Source organism: Myxosarcina sp. GI1 (genome assembly GCF_000756305.1).
Lineage (GTDB): Bacteria > Cyanobacteriota > Cyanobacteriia > Cyanobacteriales > Xenococcaceae > Myxosarcina.
Genome location: NZ_JRFE01000014.1, coordinates 400,249 through 421,475, shown reverse-complemented (window position 1 = coordinate 421,475; position 21,227 = coordinate 400,249). Strand labels below are relative to the sequence as shown.

The window sequence follows — 21,227 nt, the reverse complement described above, 5'->3', positions numbered from 1 at the left end:
TAGTTAAACTAACCATTTAGTCATTATGTTTTTATTTTTCTCGCCTAAATTCAAACTTCGTCTCATTTGTCTGACAGGTTTTCTCGCTCTTGGTAATTTAGTAGCAGTCGATTCTGCCACTGCTTTTTCGGTCAATTTAACCAATGGCGATTTTGAAACTAACGATCTTTCAGGTTGGACTCCTATTGGTGATTCAACTGTTACTGGAACTATAGATGGTATCGAGCCGATTAATGGTAGTTCTCATGCCATTACTACTACAGGACACACCACCAGAATTGACGATGTCGATAGCTCCGATCCTCTTATTTCCCTGGACTTCAACCAGTCGGGCAGCGACCCCGTCAATGCCGATATCAACCCCAATGACAGTTCTTCGCTGCAAAATCAAACCAGTCTCTCTCCCGAAGCTTTGAGTATCGACCGTACTGCTTCCAATCCCGAGTTAGTTGGCGATAGCCGTACTTCTAAAGAGGGTTCTGGTTTCTATCAGGATTTTAATGTCACCATTTCTTCAAATGATGTGACTAACGGCAATAATGGCTTTACCGTTAGCTTTAATACGGCTTACTTGACTAATGATGGAGTCAATACCGACCCTGGTTTGGGCAATCAGGATTATGGTTATTTTAGTTTGTTAGAAAACCCTGAAAGTTTGACTACTAATGAGATTAACGTTTTATTTGAAAGCGATGACCTCATACAGCAGCCAATAGCTAGTGGCGATTTTGTCTATGAAGACACTACTTACTACGATTCAGATAATCCAGATAATCAGTACACGGAAACTGTGAGTGATTTAGCTGAGGGCAACTATACTTACAGAGCGGCGTTTGGGGTGGTAGATGTCGATAGTTACGATCGCACTTCGGCTTTGATGGTGGATAATTTTACCGTGCAGCAAGTACCATTTGAATTTTCTCCTACTTTGGGCTTATTAATTGTTGGTGGCATCTTTGGTGGCGATCGCCTGCGCCGTCATCTTAAAACTAAATCTGGTTTAGAAGAAATTCAGAAAGAAATTCGGTAAGTAACCGTTTAACCTTGCAGTTGTTTTATTAAATGATTGAGTTCGGGTAAAATAAGCTCCTTCATCGCCAGGCGAACTGCATTCGACGAACCAGGAAGGGCAAAAATTAACTGACGATTTTTACTTCCTGCTATGGCTCTAGAAGCGATCGCGCGAGAACCAATTTCTTGATAGCTCAACCAGCGAAACAGTTCGCCAAATCCTGGTATTGTTTTGTCTAACCAGTTGGAAACTACTTCATAAGTTGTATCTCTAGAAGCAATTCCCGTACCGCCACTAAAAATAATCGTATTTAAATCTGTATCTTTATCTAGCTCGGACAAACAAGCTGCGATCTGTTGTGGTTCGTCTTTGACGATAGTGTATGCTAAGATTTCATGACCCGCATCGGCTAGTAACTGCTGAATAATTTTACCGCTGTTATCGGTTTCGACAGTACGAGTATCGCTTACTGTAATTACAGCGCAGTTAAGAGATACAGCCGATTTATCTGGATGGGGTACGGTCATAATATTTGACAGCGATCGGTTCACAGTTAATAGTATGCACCGATTTTTATAATTTGAAGCACCTTCTCAAGACCATCGCTCGATATCAAAGGTTATTTTAAAACAGTCATACTTTTTGCTTCTAATATCTTTTTTGAAGAAAGTAATATAGTTACCGATCGCCGATTACTAATTGAAGCCAACTACTAAAAATTTAAGATTTGTTGAGTCCCAAACCATGTTCTTCGGCGTATCTATCCATAAAACGAATAAAACGTTCCCATTCTTCAGCAGAACGCATAATTAGAGTTGCTTCAATTGCTTTTGGTTCCCCATTAACAAACTTGCCTTTTACTTCTTTAGTGACAATTTCTCCTTCTTCGTCCACTAAATACATACCAGTAACTTCATTTGCCTCGTCCATACTAAAAATTTGCGGTTCGTCAAAATAAAAAGTAGCAGTTCCCGTATCTCCTGATTTAGAACGAGTAACTTTAATATCGGGAACTACTTCTTCAGTTACTCCTTTGGAAAATTGAATTTCTGCCATGATAATCTTTTAAGTTCATTAATAATGTTAGTTGTTTAATCTTCTCATAGGATTGAATTTTCAGTACGGTGCGAGCAGATTTTGTTTTCTTGCTATCTACTAAAAAAATCGCTACGAGCCATATTTACTCTTTTTTTGAGCTATCGACCGCTATGAAATTTAACTACAGCTTTAACTCTTTTTCTCAGTATTTGAATGAGCTAACCAAAAAATTGCGACTGGCAGTAATTTATGGTGGTGACAAACAAAGAGCAGGAGCGGTTATTTATAAAACTCACAATCCGCGATCGACTAAAACCTATGAAGCAGTGGCTAAAAATATTGCCCAGGCTTTTAAAAATCTCGGTTTCCAAAATGTTTGGTTATTACCAGACGATATGTCTCTAGCGGCGCAACTTAAAGCCAAACAGATTCACTTAGCCTGGTTGAATACGGGAGGAGTTCAAGGTTACGATCCCGTCTGTCATACTCCTGCACTGTTAGAAATGTTAGGAGTTCCTTATATCGGTCACAGTCCGATAAATAGCTCGATTCTCGACAACAAACACCTACTTAAACGCGAACTAAAGGGTCTGGGTTTTCCCACTTCACCTTTTATGGTTTGGCATCCCCATCAAGAAACATTTCAGCCCAACAATCTTTATTTTCAACATCTGTTTGGCAATTATACAGGTGCTTTTTTAGTCAAACCCGTGTCGGGAAGAGCTTCTTTAAATATTCATTTTGTCGATAAACCTGACGCTCTAGCTGCGGCGATCGCTGATGTCCAGCGTGTGACTCACAATAGTGCTTTGATTGAAGCTTACTTGCCAGGAAGAGAATTTTGTATCGCAGTAGGCGGCTATGTAACTTATATAAATTTACAGTTGCAAAAAAGACAGTCACCTTTTGCTTTTAGCGCGATCGAACGTATTTTGGAACCTGATGAAAAAATTTTTACTTCGATGGACAAAAAAGCAATTACTAGCGATCGCTTGCGTTTGCTGTCTGACCGAGAACCGATTAAACAGCAGTTAGAGCAGATAGCAAAAGACGTTTATCGTAGTTTTAACCTTACAGCTTTAATTCGCCTCGATCTGAGAACCGATCGCTCGGGCAAACTCTACATTCTTGAAGCTAACCCCAAACCAGATCTCAAACGACCTACAGCCAACGCTACCAGTTTGGTAGCGCAGGGTCTAACCGAATATGGAATGAGTTATGAAGATTTAATTCTAAGTTTGTTTTGCGATCGCTTAGACTACCTACTCAGTAACTATCCTCATTTAATCGCTCATATAGTCGAACTACTCGATTGAGTTACTCTGTCTATTTTTTCGGCGAGAACAGCAAAATGGGAAACCAGCTACTCCGCAACAGGTCGTTAGCAAAGCTGCCAGCCGCCCATTTTAATAGGCTATTTTTATAATCATCGGCAATAGCGATCGCACTAATATCAAAATCTAAAGCCGCAGTAGCAATTTCTTGTAAAGGGCTACCTTGTTTTACTGCTGTATTAACTTCAATATCTAATTCTTCTAGCTCTTTTTTGACCGAATCTAGCTGCGCTTGAGCTTCCTTGACTCGTTCTTTAGCTATCAAAGACTGTCTGCCAACATCTTCTACCACCGTAATTAACATACACTGGGTAAAAGATCCTTGGGGGCGCTCTTTGGCATAAGCTTTTATTTGTTCGATTGCGTACTTTGCAGTTTCGCTGCCATTATAGGGAACGAGCAAGTATCGCCACAGATGTTGACAGCGTAAAGCTAATTCCTCGCGGGTGTAAGTAGTAATTAGTTCGGGACGAATTATAGTTAAAGGTTGTTCGGTTTGTTTGGCAAGACCCGTACTGGTACTACCAAAACATTGTTCTTTCAAGAGACTATGTATGGGTGTCCCTGTTAAAATAACTTCAACATCGTATTTCTTTAAAGCTCTAGGTATAGTATCAAGAGGCTTTCCCGAAGCGACTTCCACTATCACTTCCACTCCTTCGGGAGCATTATTTGAAGCTCGACCCAACCGTTCCTTGGCTCGCTTCATTGCCTCTTCGTCAACTCTGGGAACTTCTCCTTCGTTCCATATCGGTACGCTATGAAAAAACACAATTTTTTTCAATCCGCATTGAGCGAGATTTGGAACAAAATTGACTAAGCGATATATACCATCTGTAAAATCAGTGCAGATTAAGCAACTTTGGAACATATATTTGACAGAACGAGTTGATTTTACTTTCACCCTAGCAAAAAAAGGTTTTTACTTGACAAAAATTTTGATTTTTATGATTTTAATTAATTAAAGTTTAAATTTGAGCTTGCTCGAAGCAGCCAAGGGGCGTACAAACTTTTGCGGACGGAACTTTAAGTCTGGCTTTACTACACCTTCTGTCAAATTAGAATTAAACTGAATACTATAGCAATCCCAAACAAGATGAGAAAATTTCTCTAGTTATAAAATTTGCTACCTCATACTGTCTGCTACTGGCGAATGCTTGGTAGCTAATAAGACCGATTGAAGTATTTTAACTTATCTCTCTTATCAACTTTATCGCGCTGTAAGCAGGTATTTCGGTGTTCGAGGAATTGAATGCGATCGAGTATGACAATAATTTGACAATTGTGGGGTTTAGTTATAATCGTCTAGATGTTAAAGTATATTAAGAGCAAATAATAGGTCGGTCGAGCTCAGTCAAATAAATTGACGTTGATGGTGTCGATGCGATCGCCACAAACACTGGTAAATTGCTTGATAGTAAACAATCTCTGCAACAATCGATTTTATTAGAGCTAAAAATTAACGACCGAAAATATTGTCCGAGAGAATGCCAACTCAAATTAGCATGCCACTCATTTTAAAGGAAAAAATTTAAGGTGCCAGAATCGGATTATAGTGAAATCACTGCGCTTCTTATTTCAGATTTCGGAGATTTTTTCTGAAAGAAATAAGAGATGCACTAAGAAAAATTTATCAAAAGACCGAACTTTAAAAATTTTTAGCAAACTAATTGGATTTTGGAGCAGTTATCGATAAAAATAATAAAAGTGTTTATTTTGTTACATAAAAGTTTAATTTAGCATAGAGGATATATTCTTATGTCTGTTCGTTTATACGTAGGTAATTTACCAAAAGAAAATGTCGAGAAAGAAAAGTTAGCCGAATTATTTGCTGATGAAGGACAGCAGGTTTCAACCAAAGTCATCAAAAACCGCAAAACTGGAAAATGTCGCGGTTTTGCCTTTGTTACGGTTCCCAGTGATGAAGTAGCCGACCAATTTATTGAAAAATACAATGGTCAGTCGTTCATGGAAAATCCTTTAAAAATAGAAAAAGCTTTGCCGCGCAATAAGAAAAGTGACGAAGAAACTGCTTCGACTTCAGAAGCTAGCAACAATCCTCCAACCAAAAAAAATAAAGGAGGCGGTAGCAAACGTTCTAAAAAACAGAGTAGTAGTCAACAATCAGGAAGCGTGCAACCCGATCCCCGTTGGGCAGATGAATTAGCCAAACTAAAAGAAATGTTAGCTTCAGCCAATAACTAGCCGATAGTATTTGCACTCCGCCTCAGTAAATTTTTTTAACTATAAGCTTTAGGGAAATTTAAATCGATTAGCAGCTAAAATTGGCTCGAAAGATATTTTGGGCTAAATAGCTAGTAAAATCGATCGCGGATAGAAAAATATAAGGAGCTAGAAAAATGGCGGCAAACAACGACCCAGTTAAAACCATGAAGCAGGAAGTAGGTAAAGCTGCTGCCGATAGAGTCAAATCTGACTCAGTTGTGGGATTGGGATCTGGGTCAACTGCAGCTTATGCGATTGAATATATTGGCAACCGCCTCTCAAAAGGAGAATTAAAGAATATAGTTGGCGTTCCTACTTCCTTTCAATCAGAAGTGCTTGCCAAAAAATTTGGTATTCCTCTGACTACCCTCGATGCAATCGATGGTATAGATATTGCGATCGACGGTGCCGACGAAGTCGATCCTCAAAAAAATTTGATTAAAGGTGGCGGTGCGGCGCATACCCGAGAAAAAGTTGTAGACTCTCTGGCAAATGAGTTTATAGTAGTCGTCGATAGCGGCAAACTGGTAGATAAATTAGGGTCTAGTTTTCTTTTGCCTGTAGAAGTCATTCCCATGGCAGTTGCACCAGTAATGAATAGCCTTTCTAAATTGGGAGGCAAGCCTGAATTGCGTATGGGCGTTAAAAAAGCAGGTCCTGTAGTAACAGATCAGGGCAATTTAGTAATTGATGTAAAATTCGATAATCTAGATAATCCAGCCGAATTAGAAAAGACAATCAACAATCTGCCTGGTGTGCTAGAAAATGGTTTGTTTGTTGGTGTTGCCGATATAGTTCTGGTTGGAGAAATTAAAGACGGCAAACCAGAAATAAGAGAACTTTAAATAAAATATTTTGAATAAGTTATTTATCTCTATAGCGATCGCCACGATGATATTTTTGCTTCAGTTACCTTTTGCTATGGCAGCAGAGGTAACTAACGGCAGCGAAATTTTTCAGACAAATTGTGCGGGTTGTCATGCCAACGGTGGAAATATTGTCAGGCGTGGTAAAAATCTCAAGCAAAGAGCCTTACATCGTAATCAAGTAGATAATTTATCAGCAGTAGTCTCTCTAGTGACTTACGGTAAAAACAATATGCCAGCTTATGCCGAGCGTCTTTCATCCCAACAGATTGAATCTGTATCGGCATACGTTTTAGAGCAAGCCAAACTAGGATGGCATTAGCAACAGTAAATACAGCTAGTGTTGAATATTCAAAGATCGATCGTAATTGAGTTATTGCTGCCTCAACCACAGCTACAGCTATATAAATGTACGGTTCGCCCTATTTTGTTTGAACGTTGATAATTAAGTAAACCTGAGACGAAGTTAAAAAAATCTAGCTAAGGTTTAGGTGAATAATTATGAATTTTAGACTAGTAGCGATCGCTTTATTGGGTTGTTGTATTTTATTAATAATCAAACCTGGTTTTGCAGCAAAAATATCCTCTAATTTCTCAGAATTTCAGCAACCTTTTTATTTGGCGACAGAGCAATTTGAGTTACAGCGTCGGCAAATGGTGGAATATCAGTTAAAAGAGCGGGGTATAAAAGATCGACAAGTTTTAGCTGTCATGTTAAAAGTCCCCCGTCATCAATTTGTCGATTCATTTAAGAGAGACTTAGCCTATAGCGATCGCCCCATACCCATTGGTTACAATCAAACGATTTCTCAGCCTTATATTGTGGCTTACATGAGCGAAGCTGTCGAAATTTCTGCTGGCGATCGCGTATTAGAAATTGGAACTGGTTGTGGCTATCAGGCAGCTATATTAGGAGAGCTAGCTAAAGAAGTTTACTCGGTTGAAATTATTCCCCAACTGGCAGATAAAGCGCGGCAAACTTTGAGTCAACTAGGTTATCAAAATATTGAAGTGAAAACTGGTGACGGATATCAAGGCTGGAAAACACACGCTCCCTATGATGTAATTATTGTAACTGCGGCTCCAGAACAAATCCCCCAAAGCTTAATCGACCAGTTGGCAATAAACGGTAAGATGGTTATTCCCGTAGGCAACCGCAATCAAGAAATGTACGTGCTGACTAAAACTGCTGATGGTACGGTCGAGGAAAAAACTTTTCCAGTTCGTTTTGTCCCGATGATAAAAACTCCGCCAACTAGCGATCGCTAAGTTATTCGTAATAAAGGTACTCCTGCCAAGGCTCCGATGTCAGTATAAGTCAAACTCGCTTCCAACATACACACATATTGTTTTTAGGGAACGGGGAAGGAGCGAGCGAATTGGCTTCGTAGTCTATTCGACTAAAAAGCGTAGTATGATTTTAGACATCGTTACTAATGCCCAGGCGATCGAGGACGAAAGCGTATTCAAGGGCAATTTCCTTAAGAGCTTCGTAGCGTCCCGATGCGCCACCGTGACCAGCACTCATATTAGTTTTAAGTAACAATAGGTTATCGTCGGTTTTGAGTTCGCGTAATTTAGCAATCCATTTAGCAGGTTCCCAATATTTAACCCGCGAGTCATTTAAACCTGCGGTAATTAGCAAAGCGGGATAGTCTTTGGCGGTAACGTTATCGTAGGGGGAATAAGACTTAATGTAGTCATAATATTCTGGCTCGTTGGGATTGCCCCATTCTTCCCACTCTAAAATAGTTAGAGGTAACGACGTATCTAAGATTGTAGTTAAGACATCGACAAACGGAACATCGGCAACTACAGCTTTAAATAAATCTGGACGCAGATTGATTACCGCACCCATCAGTAAACCCCCCGCACTGCCGCCAGAGATTACGAGGCGATCGCTACTCGTCCATTTTTCGGCAATTAGATGTTCGGCACAGGCGATAAAATCGGTAAAGGTATTTTTTTTCTGTAAAAACTTACCGTCTTCATACCATTTACGCCCCATTTCTTCACCACCACGAATATGAGCGATCGCATAAACAAAGCCGCGATCTAATAATGAAAGCCTTAAAGAAGAAAAGGTAACGGGATAGGGATAGCCGTAAGAACCATAACCAGTTAACCATAGGGGATTGTTACCATTTTTCTCGACTCCTTTTTTGTAGACTAAGGAAATCGGAACTTCCGTACCATCGGGTGCAGTAGCGTACAATCTCTCACTAGCGTATAAAGTGCGATCGAATTCTCCCAATACTTCAGTTTCTTTTTTTAGTTCTGTTTCTCCTGTCTCCAAATCGCGATCGAACACAGAAGAGGGAGTAACCATTGAAGTATAGCCATAGCGAAACTTGGTAGTATCGAATTCGGGATTATTACCGCCAGAAAAAGAGTAAGTTGGTTCGGGAAAAGTAAGTTCTTCGATTTTGCCTGTCTTCAAATTTTGGATTCTCGCCGTCGGTAATCCTGCCTGGCGTTCGTAAATAATCAAATAATTGGCAAAAGCGTCGATTCCCTCTAACATTACCTCTTCTCGATGGGGAATTACTGTTTTCCAGTTTGCTTTATCTGGATTATCTACTGGCGTTTCCATCAGCTTAAAGTTCATCGCTTCTTCGTTAGTGACGATGTAAAAGCGATCGCTATGATGTTCGATAGAATACTCTACTCCTTTCTGACGCGGTTGAAATAGCTTGAACTCGCCACCAGGATTATCGGCATCGAGATAATGAACTTCGGAAGTAATTTTACTGCCTAATTCCAACACGATATAGGCGCGAGAGCGAGTTTTCCCTACACCTAAATAAAACCCTTCATCATCTTCCTGATATACTAAAACATCGTTTTGAGGATCGCTGCCTAAAGTATGTCGCCACAGTTGATAGGGACGATTGGCATTATCTACCTTGGTATAAAAAACCGTTCGGTCATCATTACCCCAGGCAAAAGAATAATAGGTATTTGGTATCGACTCTGAATAAAGTTTTCTAGTAGTTAGATCGAGAAAAACTAAAGTATACTGTTCTGCACCCGTCGTATCGGTAGAGTAAGCTAGAATTTGCTGGTTGGGACTAATCGATCGCACTCCCAAACTAAAAAACTCTTTGTTGGCAGCTAATTCGTTTTGGTCTAAGAGTATTTCTTCTTCTGCCTCTAAACTCCGATATTTACGGCATAAAATAGAATAGTCTTTACCTTCTTCAGTCCGAGAGTAGTAATAATAATCTTTTAGCCGATAGGGTACGGAAAGATCGGTTTCTTTAATCCGTGAAAGCATTTCATCATACAGAGATTTTTGCAGCTTTTCGGTGTGCTGCATTTTAGCTTTTGTATATTCATTTTCAGCTTTTAAATATTCAATAACTTCTGGTTCGTCCTGTTGACGCAACCAATAATAGTCATCGATTCTTTTATCTCTATGAGTTACTAATTCGTGAGGATGTTTTGCTGCTACAGGAGGAGTTGGCTGTTGAGTCATCTTAATTTAATATTTTTAGGTGCGTTTACTTTAATTAGCTCTATTGCTGTGACCGATTTTATTGAAGCTTTATCAAAAGTATAGAACGTCTTATATTTCTGCATCATAGCCAAATGGAGAGCAGAGGCAAAATTTAGTCCTAAATCATAGCAATTCAACACCAGAGCGATCGCGCCACCAATATTATCTGGCACCCCAACGCAACCCAACGCAGTTTGCGAAGCGATAAAGTTTCAATTAAAGAAACATACCGCCAGAGACTTCGATCCTCTGTCCGTTTATCCAGCGATTTTCTTCAGAGAGCAAAGTTGCGATCGCACCACCAATATCGTCTGGCACTCCGACACGACCCAAGGCAGTTTGCGAAGCGATAAAGTTATTAATTTCTTCAGTATCTCGAACCACTCCACCAGCAAAATCAGTTTCAATTGCCCCTGGTGCTAATACATTGACTCGAATTTGTCTTTGACCCAATTCTTTTGCCATATAGCGCGTCAAAACTTCGACTGCTCCTTTGGCACTAGCATAAGCAGCATAGCCAGGTAGAGAAAAACGAGCCAGACCAGATGAAATATTAACGATTCGCCCTTCATCTTTAATCAGAGGCAGTAATTTCTGCGACAGGAAGAAGACTCCTTTAACTTGAATGTTAAATAAACGGTCGAAATCTTCTTCAGTGGTTTCGATAAAAGGTGCATTAATCCCAATACCAGCATTGTTAATCAGAAAATCAAACTGCCCTGTCTGCCAGGTATCTTGCAGAGATTGCTCGAATCGTTCTACAAAATTATCAAAAGTTTTGGTGTTGGAAGTGTCCAGTTGCAAAGCGACTGCTTTACCGCCTATGTCTGCAATTTCTGAAACGACGTTATTTGCTTCTGCCTCACTACTGCGATAAGTCACGATGACATCAACTTCTTTTTTAACTAATGCCAAAGCCGTATTTTTACCTAAACCTCTACTCGAACCTGTTACCAAGGCAATTTTTTTGATGTCTTGTATCATTGCTTTATCCTTATTCTTGAAATTTTTGTAGAAAAAGTGTTTCAATCTAGTTTGCCGTTTTAAAGTTAAAACGCGCTTGCCGTCGGACGAACAATGACTTCATTGACATCGACATTATCTGCTTGAGAAACGGCGTACAAAACAGCAGAGGCGATCGCATCTGGAGTTAGAGCAGTTTTGCGAAATTCTTGTAAATCCGCTTGTGCCGATTCGTCAGTAATATCAGAGCCGAGTTCCGTCTCCACCACGCCAGGAGAGATGATGGTCACGCGAATATTTTCTGATTCTTGTCGCAATCCTTCAGAAATTGCCCAAACAGCAAATTTTGTACCCGAATAGACCGCAGATGAAGGTACTACTACGTGTGCGCCAATAGATGCGGTATTAATAAACTGTCCGCCACCTTGCGCTTCCATGATTGGTAGTCCCGCAGCAATACCGTTAAGTACGCCATGAATATTTACGTCAATCATTTTGTCCCACTCCTCAACTTTGAGAGCTTTCATCGGAGACAGGGGCATTACCCCAGCATTGTTAAAGATGACATCGACGCGAGCGAACTTGTCTTTAGCAAAGTGAATAAACGCTTTTACTTCTTCGCGACTGGTAACATCCACAGCTTTGAACTCCGCCGTACCACCTGCTGCGCGAATTTCTTCAACAATCTTTTCTAGTTTTTCGGTACGTCGTGCGCCTAGAACAACTTTTGCGCCATTTTCAGCTAATAATTTGGCAGAAGCTTGACCAATACCGCTACTAGCTCCAGTAATAGCAATAACTTTATTTTTTACGTTTGACATAAATAATATTGTTTGAATGAATTACTTTATATTTGTAGATTTAGATTATTTCTCGGTTTGGAACGAGTACTAATTGTTATATGGCTGCGCTCATACCACCGTCAGCCATTACGACCGAACCTACCAAAAAGCTTGCTCTGTCTGATGCTAAGAAAGCCACAACTTCGGCAATTTCTTCTGGTTGGGCAGCACGTTTGATGGGAGCTTTTTTACCGTGTTCGGTGAGAAAATCGCGTCCGTCCTCGCGGAATGTATTTAAAAGGTTAGTTACTACATCGCCAGCACCTACTGCGTTGACTCGAATGCCGTGTTCGATCGCTTCCAGTGCCAGAGTCCGTGTGATTTGTGCCAAGGCACCCTTAGCTGCTGCATAAGCCGAAATACCTGGAAAAGTCTGGTAGCAGGCATAAGAGCCAATGTTAATAATGGCACCTGTTTGGTTGGGAATCATTGCCTTGAGTGCCTCCCGCGAATGTAAGAAGACACCAGTAGCAGTGATATTCATAATCGAGTTCCACTCCTCAAGGGTCAGATCGACTGCATTTTTGTACACTATACGAGCAGCATTATTAACCAGGATGTCGAGTTTGCCGAAGCGTTGTGTCGCAGTGGCAACTGCTTCTATAGCAAATTGTTCTGTCGCCACATCACCCACCAAAGGAACGATCCGTTCCTGGTTTTTAAAAACTTCGTTTACGTCTGGGTTGATATCTTCAGCTACAACGAACGCACCGCGTTGCTCTAGTAATTTAGCGATCGCCAAACCAATACCGCTAGCAGCACCCGTAACAATTGCCACTTTTCCAGCTAAATCGCGTCCATCGTTCATGTTTGCCTTATCCTCTTACTAAGTTTATGACCGTATTTATTTTAGGTTTGTATTCTGATGCGCTCTTGGCGGAGCCTATTTTTCCTTAATCTTTACCCTCTGATTTTTGACAAGCTCGAACTAACCTAGCCCTGTGTTTGCTAAGCGTACCGATAGAGAGCAGCGATCGAGCTTACGATCGGGGGGAGAAATTACTGTGCCGTGTATCCACCATCCAAAACCAAAGGCTGTCCCGTGATGTAGCCAGAGGCATCGGAACAAAGAAACACGACAGGTTTAGCAATTTCTTCTGCTTGACCCATTCTTCCCATTGGTATTGCAGACACCAAATCATCAGCGGTGGTTTCTGTTGTCTCAGTCAAGCGATCGATCATCTGGGTGGCAATAATACCAGGATTAATGGCATTGATCCGAATACCCTGTTTGCCGTAGTCGAGTGCTGCCGAGCGAGTCAGACCCATGACAGCGTGTTTACTGGCAACATAAGGAGATACTCCAGGAAAACCAATCAAACCTGCCATAGAAGAGTTATTGACAATAACACCTTCTCCTCGATCCAGCATGGCAAGAATTTCATATTTCATGCACATAAACAGTCCGCGCAGGTTAATAGCCATTAGTTTATCGAAATCTTCAATTGACTGTTCGTGAAGGGGAATAGAGGGAGGATCGATACCTGCGTTATTGAAGGCACAATCGAGTTTGCCATAAGTCTCTATTGTTTTTTGTACTAACGCTTTGACATCTTTTTCTCTCGATACGTCCGAACGGACAAAAAGACATTCAGCACCAACATCGCGAATCATCGCAGCAGTTTCTTTGCCTTCTGGCTCTCGTCTACCAGAGAAAACTACTTTAGCTCCAGCAGCACCAAGAGCAATAGCGGTGGCTCTACCTATTCCAGACGTACCTCCAGTAACTAAAGCTACTTTACTTTCTAGTGATATCGTATCTTTCGGTTTCATTTGAGTTTGAATTTTTGTAGATGTATAGCTTGCTTTGGGTTAGCGTTAGTTTTTCAAAATATAATTAGTAAGCAATTTGTATTTCATATTGTTTAGCCTCGAAAATAGCATGTAGGAAACGAATAATAACTTGACTATGCTCGATCGCTAGAAACCAACTACTGCTCGAAAACGTACCTTACCGCCGCTAACGTTCGGTCGTTTATTTTTTTCGTTCTGGCTTTATCTTATGTTTGCAAAACTAGTTTTTAAATACACAAAACTGGCAGATTGTTGCCTAAATCTCTCAAGTCGAACATTGTACGAACAAAAGATTTTCTATAATTAGCACCGAAAGGTAATCAAATTAGCTAAAAATTCTGCGTGATGATTGAGGCAACCGATCGCGATGCGATTGACAATAAATGTAGGGAACTAGGGACTTTAATAACCAGACACACTGAAAGTAAAGGAAATGGTTTTCATCAAACAGATATCGAGCAACTAGAATTTGCGCGTGATTCTGCTACTAAGACAATATGCACCATGTATAAACCCGCTCTTGCAATTGTCGTTCGGGGTAAAAAGAAAGTATTGCTGGGTGAAGAGACTTATTATTATGGTGCAGGTCAATATCTAGTCGTTTCGGTAGATTTACCCGCTAGAGGATTTATAATTGAGGCTACGCCAGACAAGCCCTATCTAGCATTAGTGCTAAGTTTGTCCCCTACTCAACTTTGCGATCTCATTGCTCAAATTCAGCCTATAAAGAGTAAAAAAGAAAACTCGGTTAGAGGCTGGTGTGTTAATAATATCGATACCCCGTTAATCGATTGCGCTATCAGACTTACAAGGCTTCTAGATACACCTCAAGACATTCCGTTTTTAGCACCGCTAATTATTCACGAAATTTATTACCGCCTGTTAACAGGGGAACAAGGGGAAGCTGTTCGCCAGATTGCCACATCTGAAAGTAATATGCAGCGCGTTGCCAGGGCGATCGCCTTCATCAAGTCCGATTTTGCTCAATCACTGCGAATTGAAGAGTTAGCAGATCGAGCCAATATGTCTCCTTCTTCATTTCATCGGCACTTTAAGCAAGTAACCTCAATGAGTCCGCTGCAATATCAAAAACAATTGAGGCTACTAGAAGCACGTCGCCTGATGCTTGCCGATAACGCCGATGCCACCAACGCTGCCTATCAAGTAGGTTATGAAAGTCCTTCGCAGTTTAGCCGTGAATATTCTCGGATGTTTGGTGCGCCGCCAATTCGCGACATCGAAAGGCTAAAATTAGCTTAGTCCTTATCTTTTTATCTATTCTGTCTATTGGCGACCGCATTACAGTCGGTTGCCTCGATCGTCATGCTAAATTTTCAACCAATTCGGTTGCTCTTCTGCGCTTCATTATAAAGTTTGTTTTTCTTGCAATTTACGTTTAATGGTATCAGTTATTTATCGCTCGCGAGTTTTTTTGCTTTGTAGTAAATATATAATTGTTTCTATTTTGTGAATCTTGTTGATGCTGTAATGCTCGATTTTTCGATCGTTTGGGCAACTGTGGCAGATTGTATTTATTATACTTAAGTAATAATACAAAAAATTATTACATTTTTATTTCAATTAACTTACAATAGCTATAAATAGAATAGGCAAATGTATTTTTACACGCTTTATTGGCTATGGCTACCAATCACTCATTATCAAAACTATCTTCAAAAAATTTATTCCAGCAACAGAGGTTTGACTATGGAAATATCGATAGTGAAACTAAACTTACAGTGGAACAGCGAGCTTCAGAAATTAGAAGTTTAATACGTCAAACAGCACAAGACATAGTATCAATAGGTCAAAAACTAACTGAAGTAAAAGAAAAGCTCAAACACGGAAACTTTGGAAGTTGGCTGAAAGCAGAATTTAACTGGAGTTTGTCTTCTGCAACTAAATTCATGCAGGTAAGCGAACAATTTAAAGACGTAAATTTTACCAATCTAAATTTTTCGACTTCTGCACTTTATATTCTGGCTGCTCCTTCAACTCCAAAAGAAGCTAGAAATCGAGCTTTACAGCTTGCCAGTCATGGCGAGCAAATAACATATTCTTTGGCAAAATTAATTGTCAATCATTATCGATGTATTGATGATGAAAAAAGCAGCGATCGCGAACCGAACGAGTCTAATGTAAATGTAGCAGAACGAAACCCGATACAAACAATTGATGTCACTGCTCAAACTATTGCTAACGAAGCAGTAGTCGATAATGATTACACCAGGCTAGAGACTAAAAATGCTCGACTGCAAAATTTTAAAATTACTTATGCTGGTACGAGTTTTACTATTAAAAGTAAGCCAGAAGAAATTACAGTTTTGTTCGAGCAAATGCAAAGTAACCCCGAATTCGCTCGCGAAATTTTTACCAAAGCTCAACTGTTGTTTAGTTCTAGATGTTCTAGTGGCGATTGTAAAACCGCAAGCCACTAAATCGAAAAAGAAATAAAGTTAAACTATGCATTTCGATCTTTAACAATCAAAAAACAATAGTTCACTTTATCTGACCGAGAATTGCTATATTAAATCTTTACAAATTTAATTAGAAAGTTACAATAGCAGAAACAAACACTAAGGTTACGTTTTGAAGCTTTTAGAGTCTTTTAATGCTAAAATTTATATCAGCTAAAACCGTTTCAAAAAATAGAAAATATGCGAAGCTATTGTAAAGCTCTGCCCCATACATTTTTTTTCTAGATTTAAATCAATAATTCGATAGAATTGTAGATCTTCATTAAGATAGATAAAAATTAGAGAAATTACTGATATTATTCTTACTAAATGGATATTCTTACTTGAATAATTCAAATATCACAATACTAAAACAGTATAAAAATATAAACAGGAGAAAAAATTATGGGTATTATTGCCTGGATAGTTTTAGGTTTAATCGCTGGCGCTTTAGCAAAATTAATTTACCCCGGTCATCAAGGTGGCGGCATTATTGCTACTATCGTTTTGGGTATTCTCGGTGCTTTAGTTGGAGGTTGGGTTGGTTCTGCTCTACTGGGATCGTCAGCGGCGGCAGGAGCATCAGCAGGTGCCTTAACTATTCCTAGTATTATTTTTGCAGTTATCGGTGCAATCATCCTCATCTTTATTTGGGGTTTAGTAACTCGCCGTTCTGCCTAAAGACATACTATTTTAAAAGGTTTTTTTGAACATTAGTAAATTAACAAAAGTAATTACGATTCAGACAGAGGCAAGACAAACCGCCTCTGTTTTTTTGTCTATTAAGAAGCAGTTCGACCGACACTTGCAAACAATATATAGCAAAAGTCAAAAGTTAAAAGTCGAAAGTTAAAACTAAAATACATAACAAATAAAGCTTTTAGTAGTTCGAGGTATTTTATTTCTTCTGTCTACTGCTATATTTACAAAAAACCTTTCTTTTTCTTTTTCTTTTTGCTTTTCGATTTAGATTTTTGTACCTGCGCTACGGCTTCTTCAAATAAATTATTTAAATGTATGGGAACACTAGCAATATCGGGCAGCACGGGATGCAGTGGTTTATCGTATTTTTGCAGTGTTGCTGGTAAGTCTGTTTCTAGCTTTAGATTGGGATTATTCAAAACAGTTTGCAGCACTTTTTCTAGTTTGTTGCCCCGTTCTTTTACCAATAATTGCCAAATATAGTAATTAGTTTGAGGTTCTTCAAGATATTTACGAACCAAGTATTGACAAGTAATATCTGTTTCTGGACTTTCTTTATCTAAAAGATCTATTAGCTTGAGGTAGTTAGGCAAATACATTTGCCCCCATTTGGGATGAGAAAAAACCGTCACGAGTTCGGCAGCTTTTATTTCTGGAGGCAGATCGATTTTAGGAATAACTGAGGACAGCTTTTTTTTACTTTTTAAAACTTTGGCAACTGCTTCGGTGTCCGATCCCGATAAATCCGCAGCCTCTTCAATTTCTGACACGTCTGCACCTGATTCCTGCATCAGTTCCTGCATCGATTTAGAACTATCAATTCCCGCCGCCTCCAGACGTTTTTGGCTCATTTTACTCTGCAATTCACCCAATTTTTGATTGAGTTCTTCTCCAGGCATAGTTAAGCGATCGCTGCCAAAATAATCGATAAATTCTTGATGGTACACTGCTACAGAATCCCAAGCCTCTGCTAGTAGTTCGGGTGCGTCGCCATAAAGCTGGTTACCAAATTTGGTTCTAAATTCTCCTATAGCAACCGCCAGCTTAGGCTTGCCCAATTTTCCCTTGTCGCTGCGATCGCTAAAAAAGAACCAAAAATCGTCTGTTAGCGGTGCCAGACGAGTTAATAAAATTTCTCCCTGTTGCCAGCGGTCTGATTCGGCAGTAGGTATGCTAGAGTGCGGCACTACAAGATATTCTTTAGCGGTTAACCAGTTCATTAGTTTTAGTTGCGTAGTTGAAATTGCTTTAATTTCAAACAAACCAGTAAAATTACGTTGCCATAGTTCCAATAAGACGCAGTCGATTTCGTTAAGATCTTTACGTTCCTCCATAAAAAGTTCTAGAGGAGTTGTTTCGTTTACTCTGCCTTCGGTCAAAAAAGTATCGACGATTATATTTTGCTGTTTGATGTCATACTTATCCTTACTGCCATGTTCGGCAGCATAGGTTTCTAAAGCAACTGCTATTTCTCCTTCAGCATCATAGACAAAGTCTAACAAAGCTTCTTTAAGTGCGATCGCGTCAGTAACTAAATCTTGCATCTAAATTTGGTAATTGAATTAATTTGTGACAGTTCCAGTTTCTATAAAAAATCTGTTTTGTAGAAATGGTTTGTAGTTGCCTTAATTATATTGAGTTAGAGAAAATTCTGACGGCAACAAAAGATCTGAAAATACCCGCTCGTAATGATTCGGAGCGAAATTTAATTCGGACACGTTTCCTAATTTCCAACTTGGTTCGCATAGCCAACTATAATATTTATAATTTTAGATATTCCTAATATCATGTCTGCTTCTCGCGAACGCTTACTATAAAAACCATAGATTGTTAAATAGATTTAATTTAATAGCGGTTTAAAAAAAATTAGAGTATGTTGTATGCTGGATACCTATGGTTTTTTATGTAGTATTATTAATTAAGTAAAACTACGTAGAGATAATTTGCAAACTAAAAAGTAGTTAATTGGCATTTGTAACTAATTTACTAATTTAGTTAATATTCTTGACATTAAAAGGTCGATGACAGAATTAAATACAGAGTTAGCACTAGAACAAACGACAAGTTTAATTAGAAGCTATGCCTTCGATCTAGGAAAATCTAGTATAGAAGGCTTTTTGCAAAAATGGTTGGATAGATATCACGCAAGCTGGATACGTTTGGCAACTATTGAAGCTTTGTATTTAGGGAGATATAAAGCAGTTTCTATAGAACAAATTTTAAGCGTTTGGTTGCGTATAGGTACTCCCAATACTCACTTTACTCATGAATTCGAGCGTTTAATTTGTCGCAAGCTACCTACGTATTTAATTGACATAACCGATATTTCAACTGAAGCAATAACTGACTCTTCTACTAACAACAAACGCGATAACAATAGCAGTAAATTCTTCAATCGGGCGATCGAGAAAGAAAATATAGAGCTTAAAAACGGTGTAGTTAAAAAACCTTTAGTACAAGAGCAATCTTCCGAAGAAACCATTGCTGCTAAAAAATCTTCTACCATAAAACCAGAAGTTTCTTCCCAGCAACTTCAGTCTAGCGATCGCCCTTCGGATACTGGCAAAGCTACTCGTCCCCAGCACACACCATTAGAATCGAGTTCGGAATCGTCCGTAAATAATGGGATTCAATCTAATTCAGCTTCAAATTTGGTTCCCGCTATGAATATCCCTTTTCAAGCAGATTGGAATGGATTTGCAGCAGAGCAAACCCCAATCCATCAGTTTGTACCCATGCCAGATGTTTCCGATTTTTATAACAAACTCAAAGCTTTTGGACGAGAAAAATTAGAAGAGCAGTAATATCTATTACAATATGTAAAGTGAATAGTACCCTGCCGTAAAACGGAGCAGCAACCCACAGGGCGGATACGCCCAAAGACGCGACTAAGCGTCGCTTGCCTCTTTCAGAGGCTGTTCGGCGTAAGACGCAAGGGAACGCGCTGTGATACAGGGCTGGGGTTCACTTCGCCAATCTTGAAGTAATAGATAACGAATTTAATGCGTGTAGCAATCGTAGGTGCAGGTCTAGCAGGAATGACCACGGCTATTGAATTAGCTGATGCTGGTGCTGAAGTAGAAATTTTTGAATCGCGCCCTTTTGTAGGTGGCAAAGTAGGTAGCTGGATAGACAAAGACGGCAATCATTTAGAAATGGGGCTACACGTCTTTTTTGGCTGCTACTACAATCTGTTTGAACTGATGAAAAAAGTTGGGGCGATCGATAATTTGCGTCTCAAAGAGCATACTCATACTTTTATCAATAAAGGAGGCAGAGTTGGCGAACTAGATTTTCGCTTTCTAACAGGTGCGCCTTTTAACGGTTTGAAAGCCTTTTTTACCACCTCTCAGCTTTCTGCGGTAGATAAAATGGCTAATTCCTTAGCATTGGGAACTAGCCCCATAGTTAGAGCTTTGCTAGACTCCGAAGGAGCGATGAAAACCATTCGTGATTTAGATTCGGTTAGCTTTGCCGACTGGTTTCGCTCTCATGGCGGTAACAATGGTAGCTTGAGAAAAATGTGGGATCCCATTGCTTATGCTTTGGGCTTTATCAACACAGAAAATATTTCCGCTCGCTGTATGCTGACCATTTTTCAGTTTTTCGCTACCAAAACTGAAGCCTCAGTTCTGCGGATGCTAGAAGGTTCTCCTAGTGAATATTTACACAAGCCGATCGTAGAATATCTAACCGCTAGAGGCACCAAGATTCATACTCGTCGTCGCGTAAGAAAAATTTTATTTAATGAGTTGGGAGACACTATCAAAGTAACGGGTATAGTTGTTGCTGACGGAGAAACAGAAGAGACAATTACTGCAGATGCCTATGTTTTTGCCTGTGATGTTCCCGGAATTAAGAAAGTTTTACCTCCAGAGTGGCGCAAATGGTCGGAATTTGACAATATCTACAAGTTAGATGCCGTCCCCGTCGCTACAGTACAGTTGCGTTTTGATGGTTGGGTAACAGAACTACAAGATGCTAGTCAGAGAAAACAGCTAGCTGCCGCCGCAGGTATCGATAATTTACTCTATACTCCCGATGCCGATTTTTCTTGTTTTGCCGATCTAGCTTTAGCTAGCCCAGGGGATTACTACAGGGCAGGACAGGGTTCTTTACTTCAATTAGTCTTGACTCCAGGAGATCCTTTTATCAAAGAAAATAATGAGACTATTGCTTATCACGTTCTGGAACAGGTACGTCAACTCTTTCCCTCTTCTAAAGAATTGAACATGACCTGGTACAGTGTAGTTAAACTCGCCCAATCTTTATATCGCGAAGCCCCTGGCATGGATCTGTATCGTCCCGCTCAAAAAACTCCCATTCCTAACTTCTTCTTGGCTGGTAGCTATACCCAACAAGACTATATCGACAGTATGGAAGGGGCAACTCTTTCGGGCAAACAGGCTGCCAGAGCTATTTTAGAAAACGCCGAGAAACTTAAGCCCGTAGCAGTTTAAAATTTAAAGTTAAGATTCAGAAAACTTTGCTTCAT

21 protein-coding genes are annotated in these 21,227 nt (G+C 39.7%); 11 read left to right on the top strand and 10 right to left on the bottom strand.

Annotated features, from left to right (window positions below):
• The first annotated feature begins 25 nt into the window (after positions 1 to 25).
• A complete protein-coding gene (locus KV40_RS08760; RefSeq protein ID WP_036479995.1) occupies positions 26 to 1,030 on the top strand; it encodes a hypothetical protein in 1,005 nt (334 codons plus the stop codon).
• 8 nt (positions 1,031 to 1,038) lie between these two features.
• On the opposite strand, the gene KV40_RS08755 is transcribed toward KV40_RS08760, so the two are convergent.
• Positions 1,039 to 1,539: a molybdenum cofactor biosynthesis protein B gene (locus tag KV40_RS08755; protein WP_036479993.1), complete on the bottom strand. Its 501-nt coding sequence runs from the start codon at positions 1,537 to 1,539 to the stop codon at positions 1,039 to 1,041.
• Between the two features lie 193 nt (positions 1,540 to 1,732).
• Entirely contained in the window at positions 1,733 to 2,068 is a 336-nt protein-coding gene (psb28, locus tag KV40_RS08750; RefSeq protein WP_036479991.1) for a photosystem II reaction center protein Psb28, read from the bottom strand.
• 152 nt (positions 2,069 to 2,220) lie between these two features.
• Between psb28 and KV40_RS08745 the strand changes: the two genes are divergently transcribed.
• Positions 2,221 to 3,366, top strand: a complete 1,146-nt coding sequence (locus tag KV40_RS08745; protein WP_036480769.1) for a D-alanyl-alanine synthetase — start codon at positions 2,221 to 2,223, stop codon at positions 3,364 to 3,366.
• A 10-nt stretch (positions 3,367 to 3,376) separates the two neighbouring features.
• Here KV40_RS08745 and KV40_RS08740 read toward each other — a convergent pair whose 3' ends face one another.
• The gene (locus KV40_RS08740; protein WP_036479989.1) at positions 3,377 to 4,255 is read right to left on the bottom strand and encodes a universal stress protein; all 879 of its coding nucleotides are present in this window, start codon (positions 4,253 to 4,255) and stop codon (positions 3,377 to 3,379) included.
• An 887-nt stretch (positions 4,256 to 5,142) separates the two neighbouring features.
• Between KV40_RS08740 and KV40_RS08735 the strand changes: the two genes are divergently transcribed.
• The 4 genes from KV40_RS08735 (at position 5,143) to KV40_RS08720 (ending at position 7,745) form a co-directional block, all read left to right on the top strand.
• On the top strand, positions 5,143 to 5,589 hold the full coding sequence (locus KV40_RS08735) for an RNA-binding protein (protein ID WP_036479987.1): 447 nt from the start codon (positions 5,143 to 5,145) through the stop codon (positions 5,587 to 5,589).
• 155 nt (positions 5,590 to 5,744) lie between these two features.
• Positions 5,745 to 6,455 (top strand): ribose-5-phosphate isomerase RpiA, encoded by a 711-nt coding sequence (rpiA, locus tag KV40_RS08730; RefSeq protein ID WP_036479985.1) that lies wholly within the window; start codon positions 5,745 to 5,747, stop codon positions 6,453 to 6,455.
• Positions 6,456 to 6,465: 10 nt separating this feature from the next.
• On the top strand, positions 6,466 to 6,798 hold the full coding sequence (locus KV40_RS08725; RefSeq protein WP_036479983.1) for a c-type cytochrome: 333 nt from the start codon (positions 6,466 to 6,468) through the stop codon (positions 6,796 to 6,798).
• 179 nt (positions 6,799 to 6,977) lie between these two features.
• Positions 6,978 to 7,745: a protein-L-isoaspartate(D-aspartate) O-methyltransferase gene (locus KV40_RS08720; RefSeq protein ID WP_216595564.1), complete on the top strand. Its 768-nt coding sequence runs from the start codon at positions 6,978 to 6,980 to the stop codon at positions 7,743 to 7,745.
• Positions 7,746 to 7,896: 151 nt separating this feature from the next.
• On the opposite strand, the gene KV40_RS08715 is transcribed toward KV40_RS08720, so the two are convergent.
• The 6 genes from KV40_RS08715 to KV40_RS08690 form a co-directional block, all read right to left on the bottom strand.
• A complete protein-coding gene (locus tag KV40_RS08715; RefSeq protein ID WP_036479980.1) occupies positions 7,897 to 9,954 on the bottom strand; it encodes a S9 family peptidase in 2,058 nt (685 codons plus the stop codon).
• On the bottom strand, positions 9,951 to 10,148 hold the full coding sequence (locus tag KV40_RS36135; protein ID WP_036479978.1) for a hypothetical protein: 198 nt from the start codon (positions 10,146 to 10,148) through the stop codon (positions 9,951 to 9,953). The genes KV40_RS08715 and KV40_RS36135 overlap by 4 nt, the downstream gene beginning before the upstream one ends.
• Positions 10,149 to 10,191: 43 nt before the next feature.
• Positions 10,192 to 10,959, bottom strand: a complete 768-nt coding sequence (locus tag KV40_RS08705; RefSeq protein ID WP_036479977.1) for an SDR family NAD(P)-dependent oxidoreductase — start codon at positions 10,957 to 10,959, stop codon at positions 10,192 to 10,194.
• A gap of 65 nt (positions 10,960 to 11,024) precedes the next feature.
• Complete coding sequence (locus KV40_RS08700) at positions 11,025 to 11,759, bottom strand: SDR family oxidoreductase (RefSeq protein ID WP_036479975.1); 735 nt, start codon at positions 11,757 to 11,759, stop codon at positions 11,025 to 11,027.
• 76 nt (positions 11,760 to 11,835) lie between these two features.
• Positions 11,836 to 12,588 carry an SDR family NAD(P)-dependent oxidoreductase gene (locus KV40_RS08695; RefSeq protein WP_036479972.1) on the bottom strand — a complete coding sequence of 251 codons (753 nt, stop codon included), beginning with the start codon at positions 12,586 to 12,588 and terminating at the stop codon, positions 11,836 to 11,838.
• A gap of 191 nt (positions 12,589 to 12,779) precedes the next feature.
• Positions 12,780 to 13,553 carry an SDR family oxidoreductase gene (locus tag KV40_RS08690; protein ID WP_036479970.1) on the bottom strand — a complete coding sequence of 258 codons (774 nt, stop codon included), beginning with the start codon at positions 13,551 to 13,553 and terminating at the stop codon, positions 12,780 to 12,782.
• 366 nt (positions 13,554 to 13,919) lie between these two features.
• Here KV40_RS08690 and KV40_RS08685 point away from each other — a divergent pair, with 366 nt between their 5' ends.
• The 3 genes from KV40_RS08685 to KV40_RS08675 all read left to right on the top strand — a co-directional run bounded on the left by KV40_RS08685 (position 13,920) and on the right by KV40_RS08675 (position 16,711).
• Complete coding sequence (locus KV40_RS08685; protein WP_172657255.1) at positions 13,920 to 14,834, top strand: AraC family transcriptional regulator; 915 nt, start codon at positions 13,920 to 13,922, stop codon at positions 14,832 to 14,834.
• Between the two features lie 380 nt (positions 14,835 to 15,214).
• On the top strand, positions 15,215 to 16,012 hold the full coding sequence (locus tag KV40_RS32025) for a DUF3102 domain-containing protein (RefSeq protein WP_052055485.1): 798 nt from the start codon (positions 15,215 to 15,217) through the stop codon (positions 16,010 to 16,012).
• 423 nt (positions 16,013 to 16,435) lie between these two features.
• Entirely contained in the window at positions 16,436 to 16,711 is a 276-nt protein-coding gene (locus KV40_RS08675; RefSeq protein WP_036479964.1) for a GlsB/YeaQ/YmgE family stress response membrane protein, read from the top strand.
• Between the two features lie 242 nt (positions 16,712 to 16,953).
• On the opposite strand, the gene KV40_RS08670 is transcribed toward KV40_RS08675, so the two are convergent.
• Positions 16,954 to 18,276, bottom strand: a complete 1,323-nt coding sequence (locus KV40_RS08670; protein ID WP_036479961.1) for a hypothetical protein — start codon at positions 18,274 to 18,276, stop codon at positions 16,954 to 16,956.
• 477 nt (positions 18,277 to 18,753) lie between these two features.
• On the opposite strand from KV40_RS08670, the gene KV40_RS32020 reads away from it, so the two are divergent.
• Both KV40_RS32020 and zds read left to right on the top strand, forming a co-directional pair.
• Positions 18,754 to 19,536, top strand: a complete 783-nt coding sequence (locus KV40_RS32020) for a hypothetical protein (protein ID WP_052055484.1) — start codon at positions 18,754 to 18,756, stop codon at positions 19,534 to 19,536.
• A gap of 198 nt (positions 19,537 to 19,734) precedes the next feature.
• Entirely contained in the window at positions 19,735 to 21,192 is a 1,458-nt protein-coding gene (gene zds / locus KV40_RS08660; protein ID WP_036479960.1) for a 9,9'-di-cis-zeta-carotene desaturase, read from the top strand.
• Positions 21,193 to 21,227 lie beyond the last annotated feature (35 nt).

Excerpts from the sequence above, each read along its gene's own strand:
- KV40_RS08760 (WP_036479995.1), top strand. The coding sequence starts at position 26 with ATGTTTTTATTTTTCTCGCCTAAATTCAAACTTCGTCTCATTTGTCTG.
- KV40_RS08755 (WP_036479993.1), bottom strand. The coding sequence starts at position 1,539 with ATGACCGTACCCCATCCAGATAAATCGGCTGTATCTCTTAACTGCGCT.
- psb28 (WP_036479991.1), bottom strand. The coding sequence starts at position 2,068 with ATGGCAGAAATTCAATTTTCCAAAGGAGTAACTGAAGAAGTAGTTCCC.
- KV40_RS08745 (WP_036480769.1), top strand. The coding sequence starts at position 2,221 with ATGAAATTTAACTACAGCTTTAACTCTTTTTCTCAGTATTTGAATGAG.
- KV40_RS08740 (WP_036479989.1), bottom strand. The coding sequence starts at position 4,255 with ATGTTCCAAAGTTGCTTAATCTGCACTGATTTTACAGATGGTATATAT.
- KV40_RS08735 (WP_036479987.1), top strand. The coding sequence starts at position 5,143 with ATGTCTGTTCGTTTATACGTAGGTAATTTACCAAAAGAAAATGTCGAG.
- rpiA (WP_036479985.1), top strand. The coding sequence starts at position 5,745 with ATGGCGGCAAACAACGACCCAGTTAAAACCATGAAGCAGGAAGTAGGT.
- KV40_RS08720 (WP_216595564.1), top strand. The coding sequence starts at position 6,978 with ATGAATTTTAGACTAGTAGCGATCGCTTTATTGGGTTGTTGTATTTTA.
- KV40_RS08715 (WP_036479980.1), bottom strand. The coding sequence starts at position 9,954 with ATGACTCAACAGCCAACTCCTCCTGTAGCAGCAAAACATCCTCACGAA.
- KV40_RS08705 (WP_036479977.1), bottom strand. The coding sequence starts at position 10,959 with ATGATACAAGACATCAAAAAAATTGCCTTGGTAACAGGTTCGAGTAGA.
- KV40_RS08700 (WP_036479975.1), bottom strand. The coding sequence starts at position 11,759 with ATGTCAAACGTAAAAAATAAAGTTATTGCTATTACTGGAGCTAGTAGC.
- KV40_RS08695 (WP_036479972.1), bottom strand. The coding sequence starts at position 12,588 with ATGAACGATGGACGCGATTTAGCTGGAAAAGTGGCAATTGTTACGGGT.
- KV40_RS08690 (WP_036479970.1), bottom strand. The coding sequence starts at position 13,553 with ATGAAACCGAAAGATACGATATCACTAGAAAGTAAAGTAGCTTTAGTT.
- KV40_RS08685 (WP_172657255.1), top strand. The coding sequence starts at position 13,920 with ATGATTGAGGCAACCGATCGCGATGCGATTGACAATAAATGTAGGGAA.
- KV40_RS32025 (WP_052055485.1), top strand. The coding sequence starts at position 15,215 with ATGGCTACCAATCACTCATTATCAAAACTATCTTCAAAAAATTTATTC.
- KV40_RS08675 (WP_036479964.1), top strand. The coding sequence starts at position 16,436 with ATGGGTATTATTGCCTGGATAGTTTTAGGTTTAATCGCTGGCGCTTTA.
- KV40_RS08670 (WP_036479961.1), bottom strand. The coding sequence starts at position 18,276 with ATGCAAGATTTAGTTACTGACGCGATCGCACTTAAAGAAGCTTTGTTA.
- KV40_RS32020 (WP_052055484.1), top strand. The coding sequence starts at position 18,754 with ATGACAGAATTAAATACAGAGTTAGCACTAGAACAAACGACAAGTTTA.
- zds (WP_036479960.1), top strand. The coding sequence starts at position 19,735 with ATGCGTGTAGCAATCGTAGGTGCAGGTCTAGCAGGAATGACCACGGCT.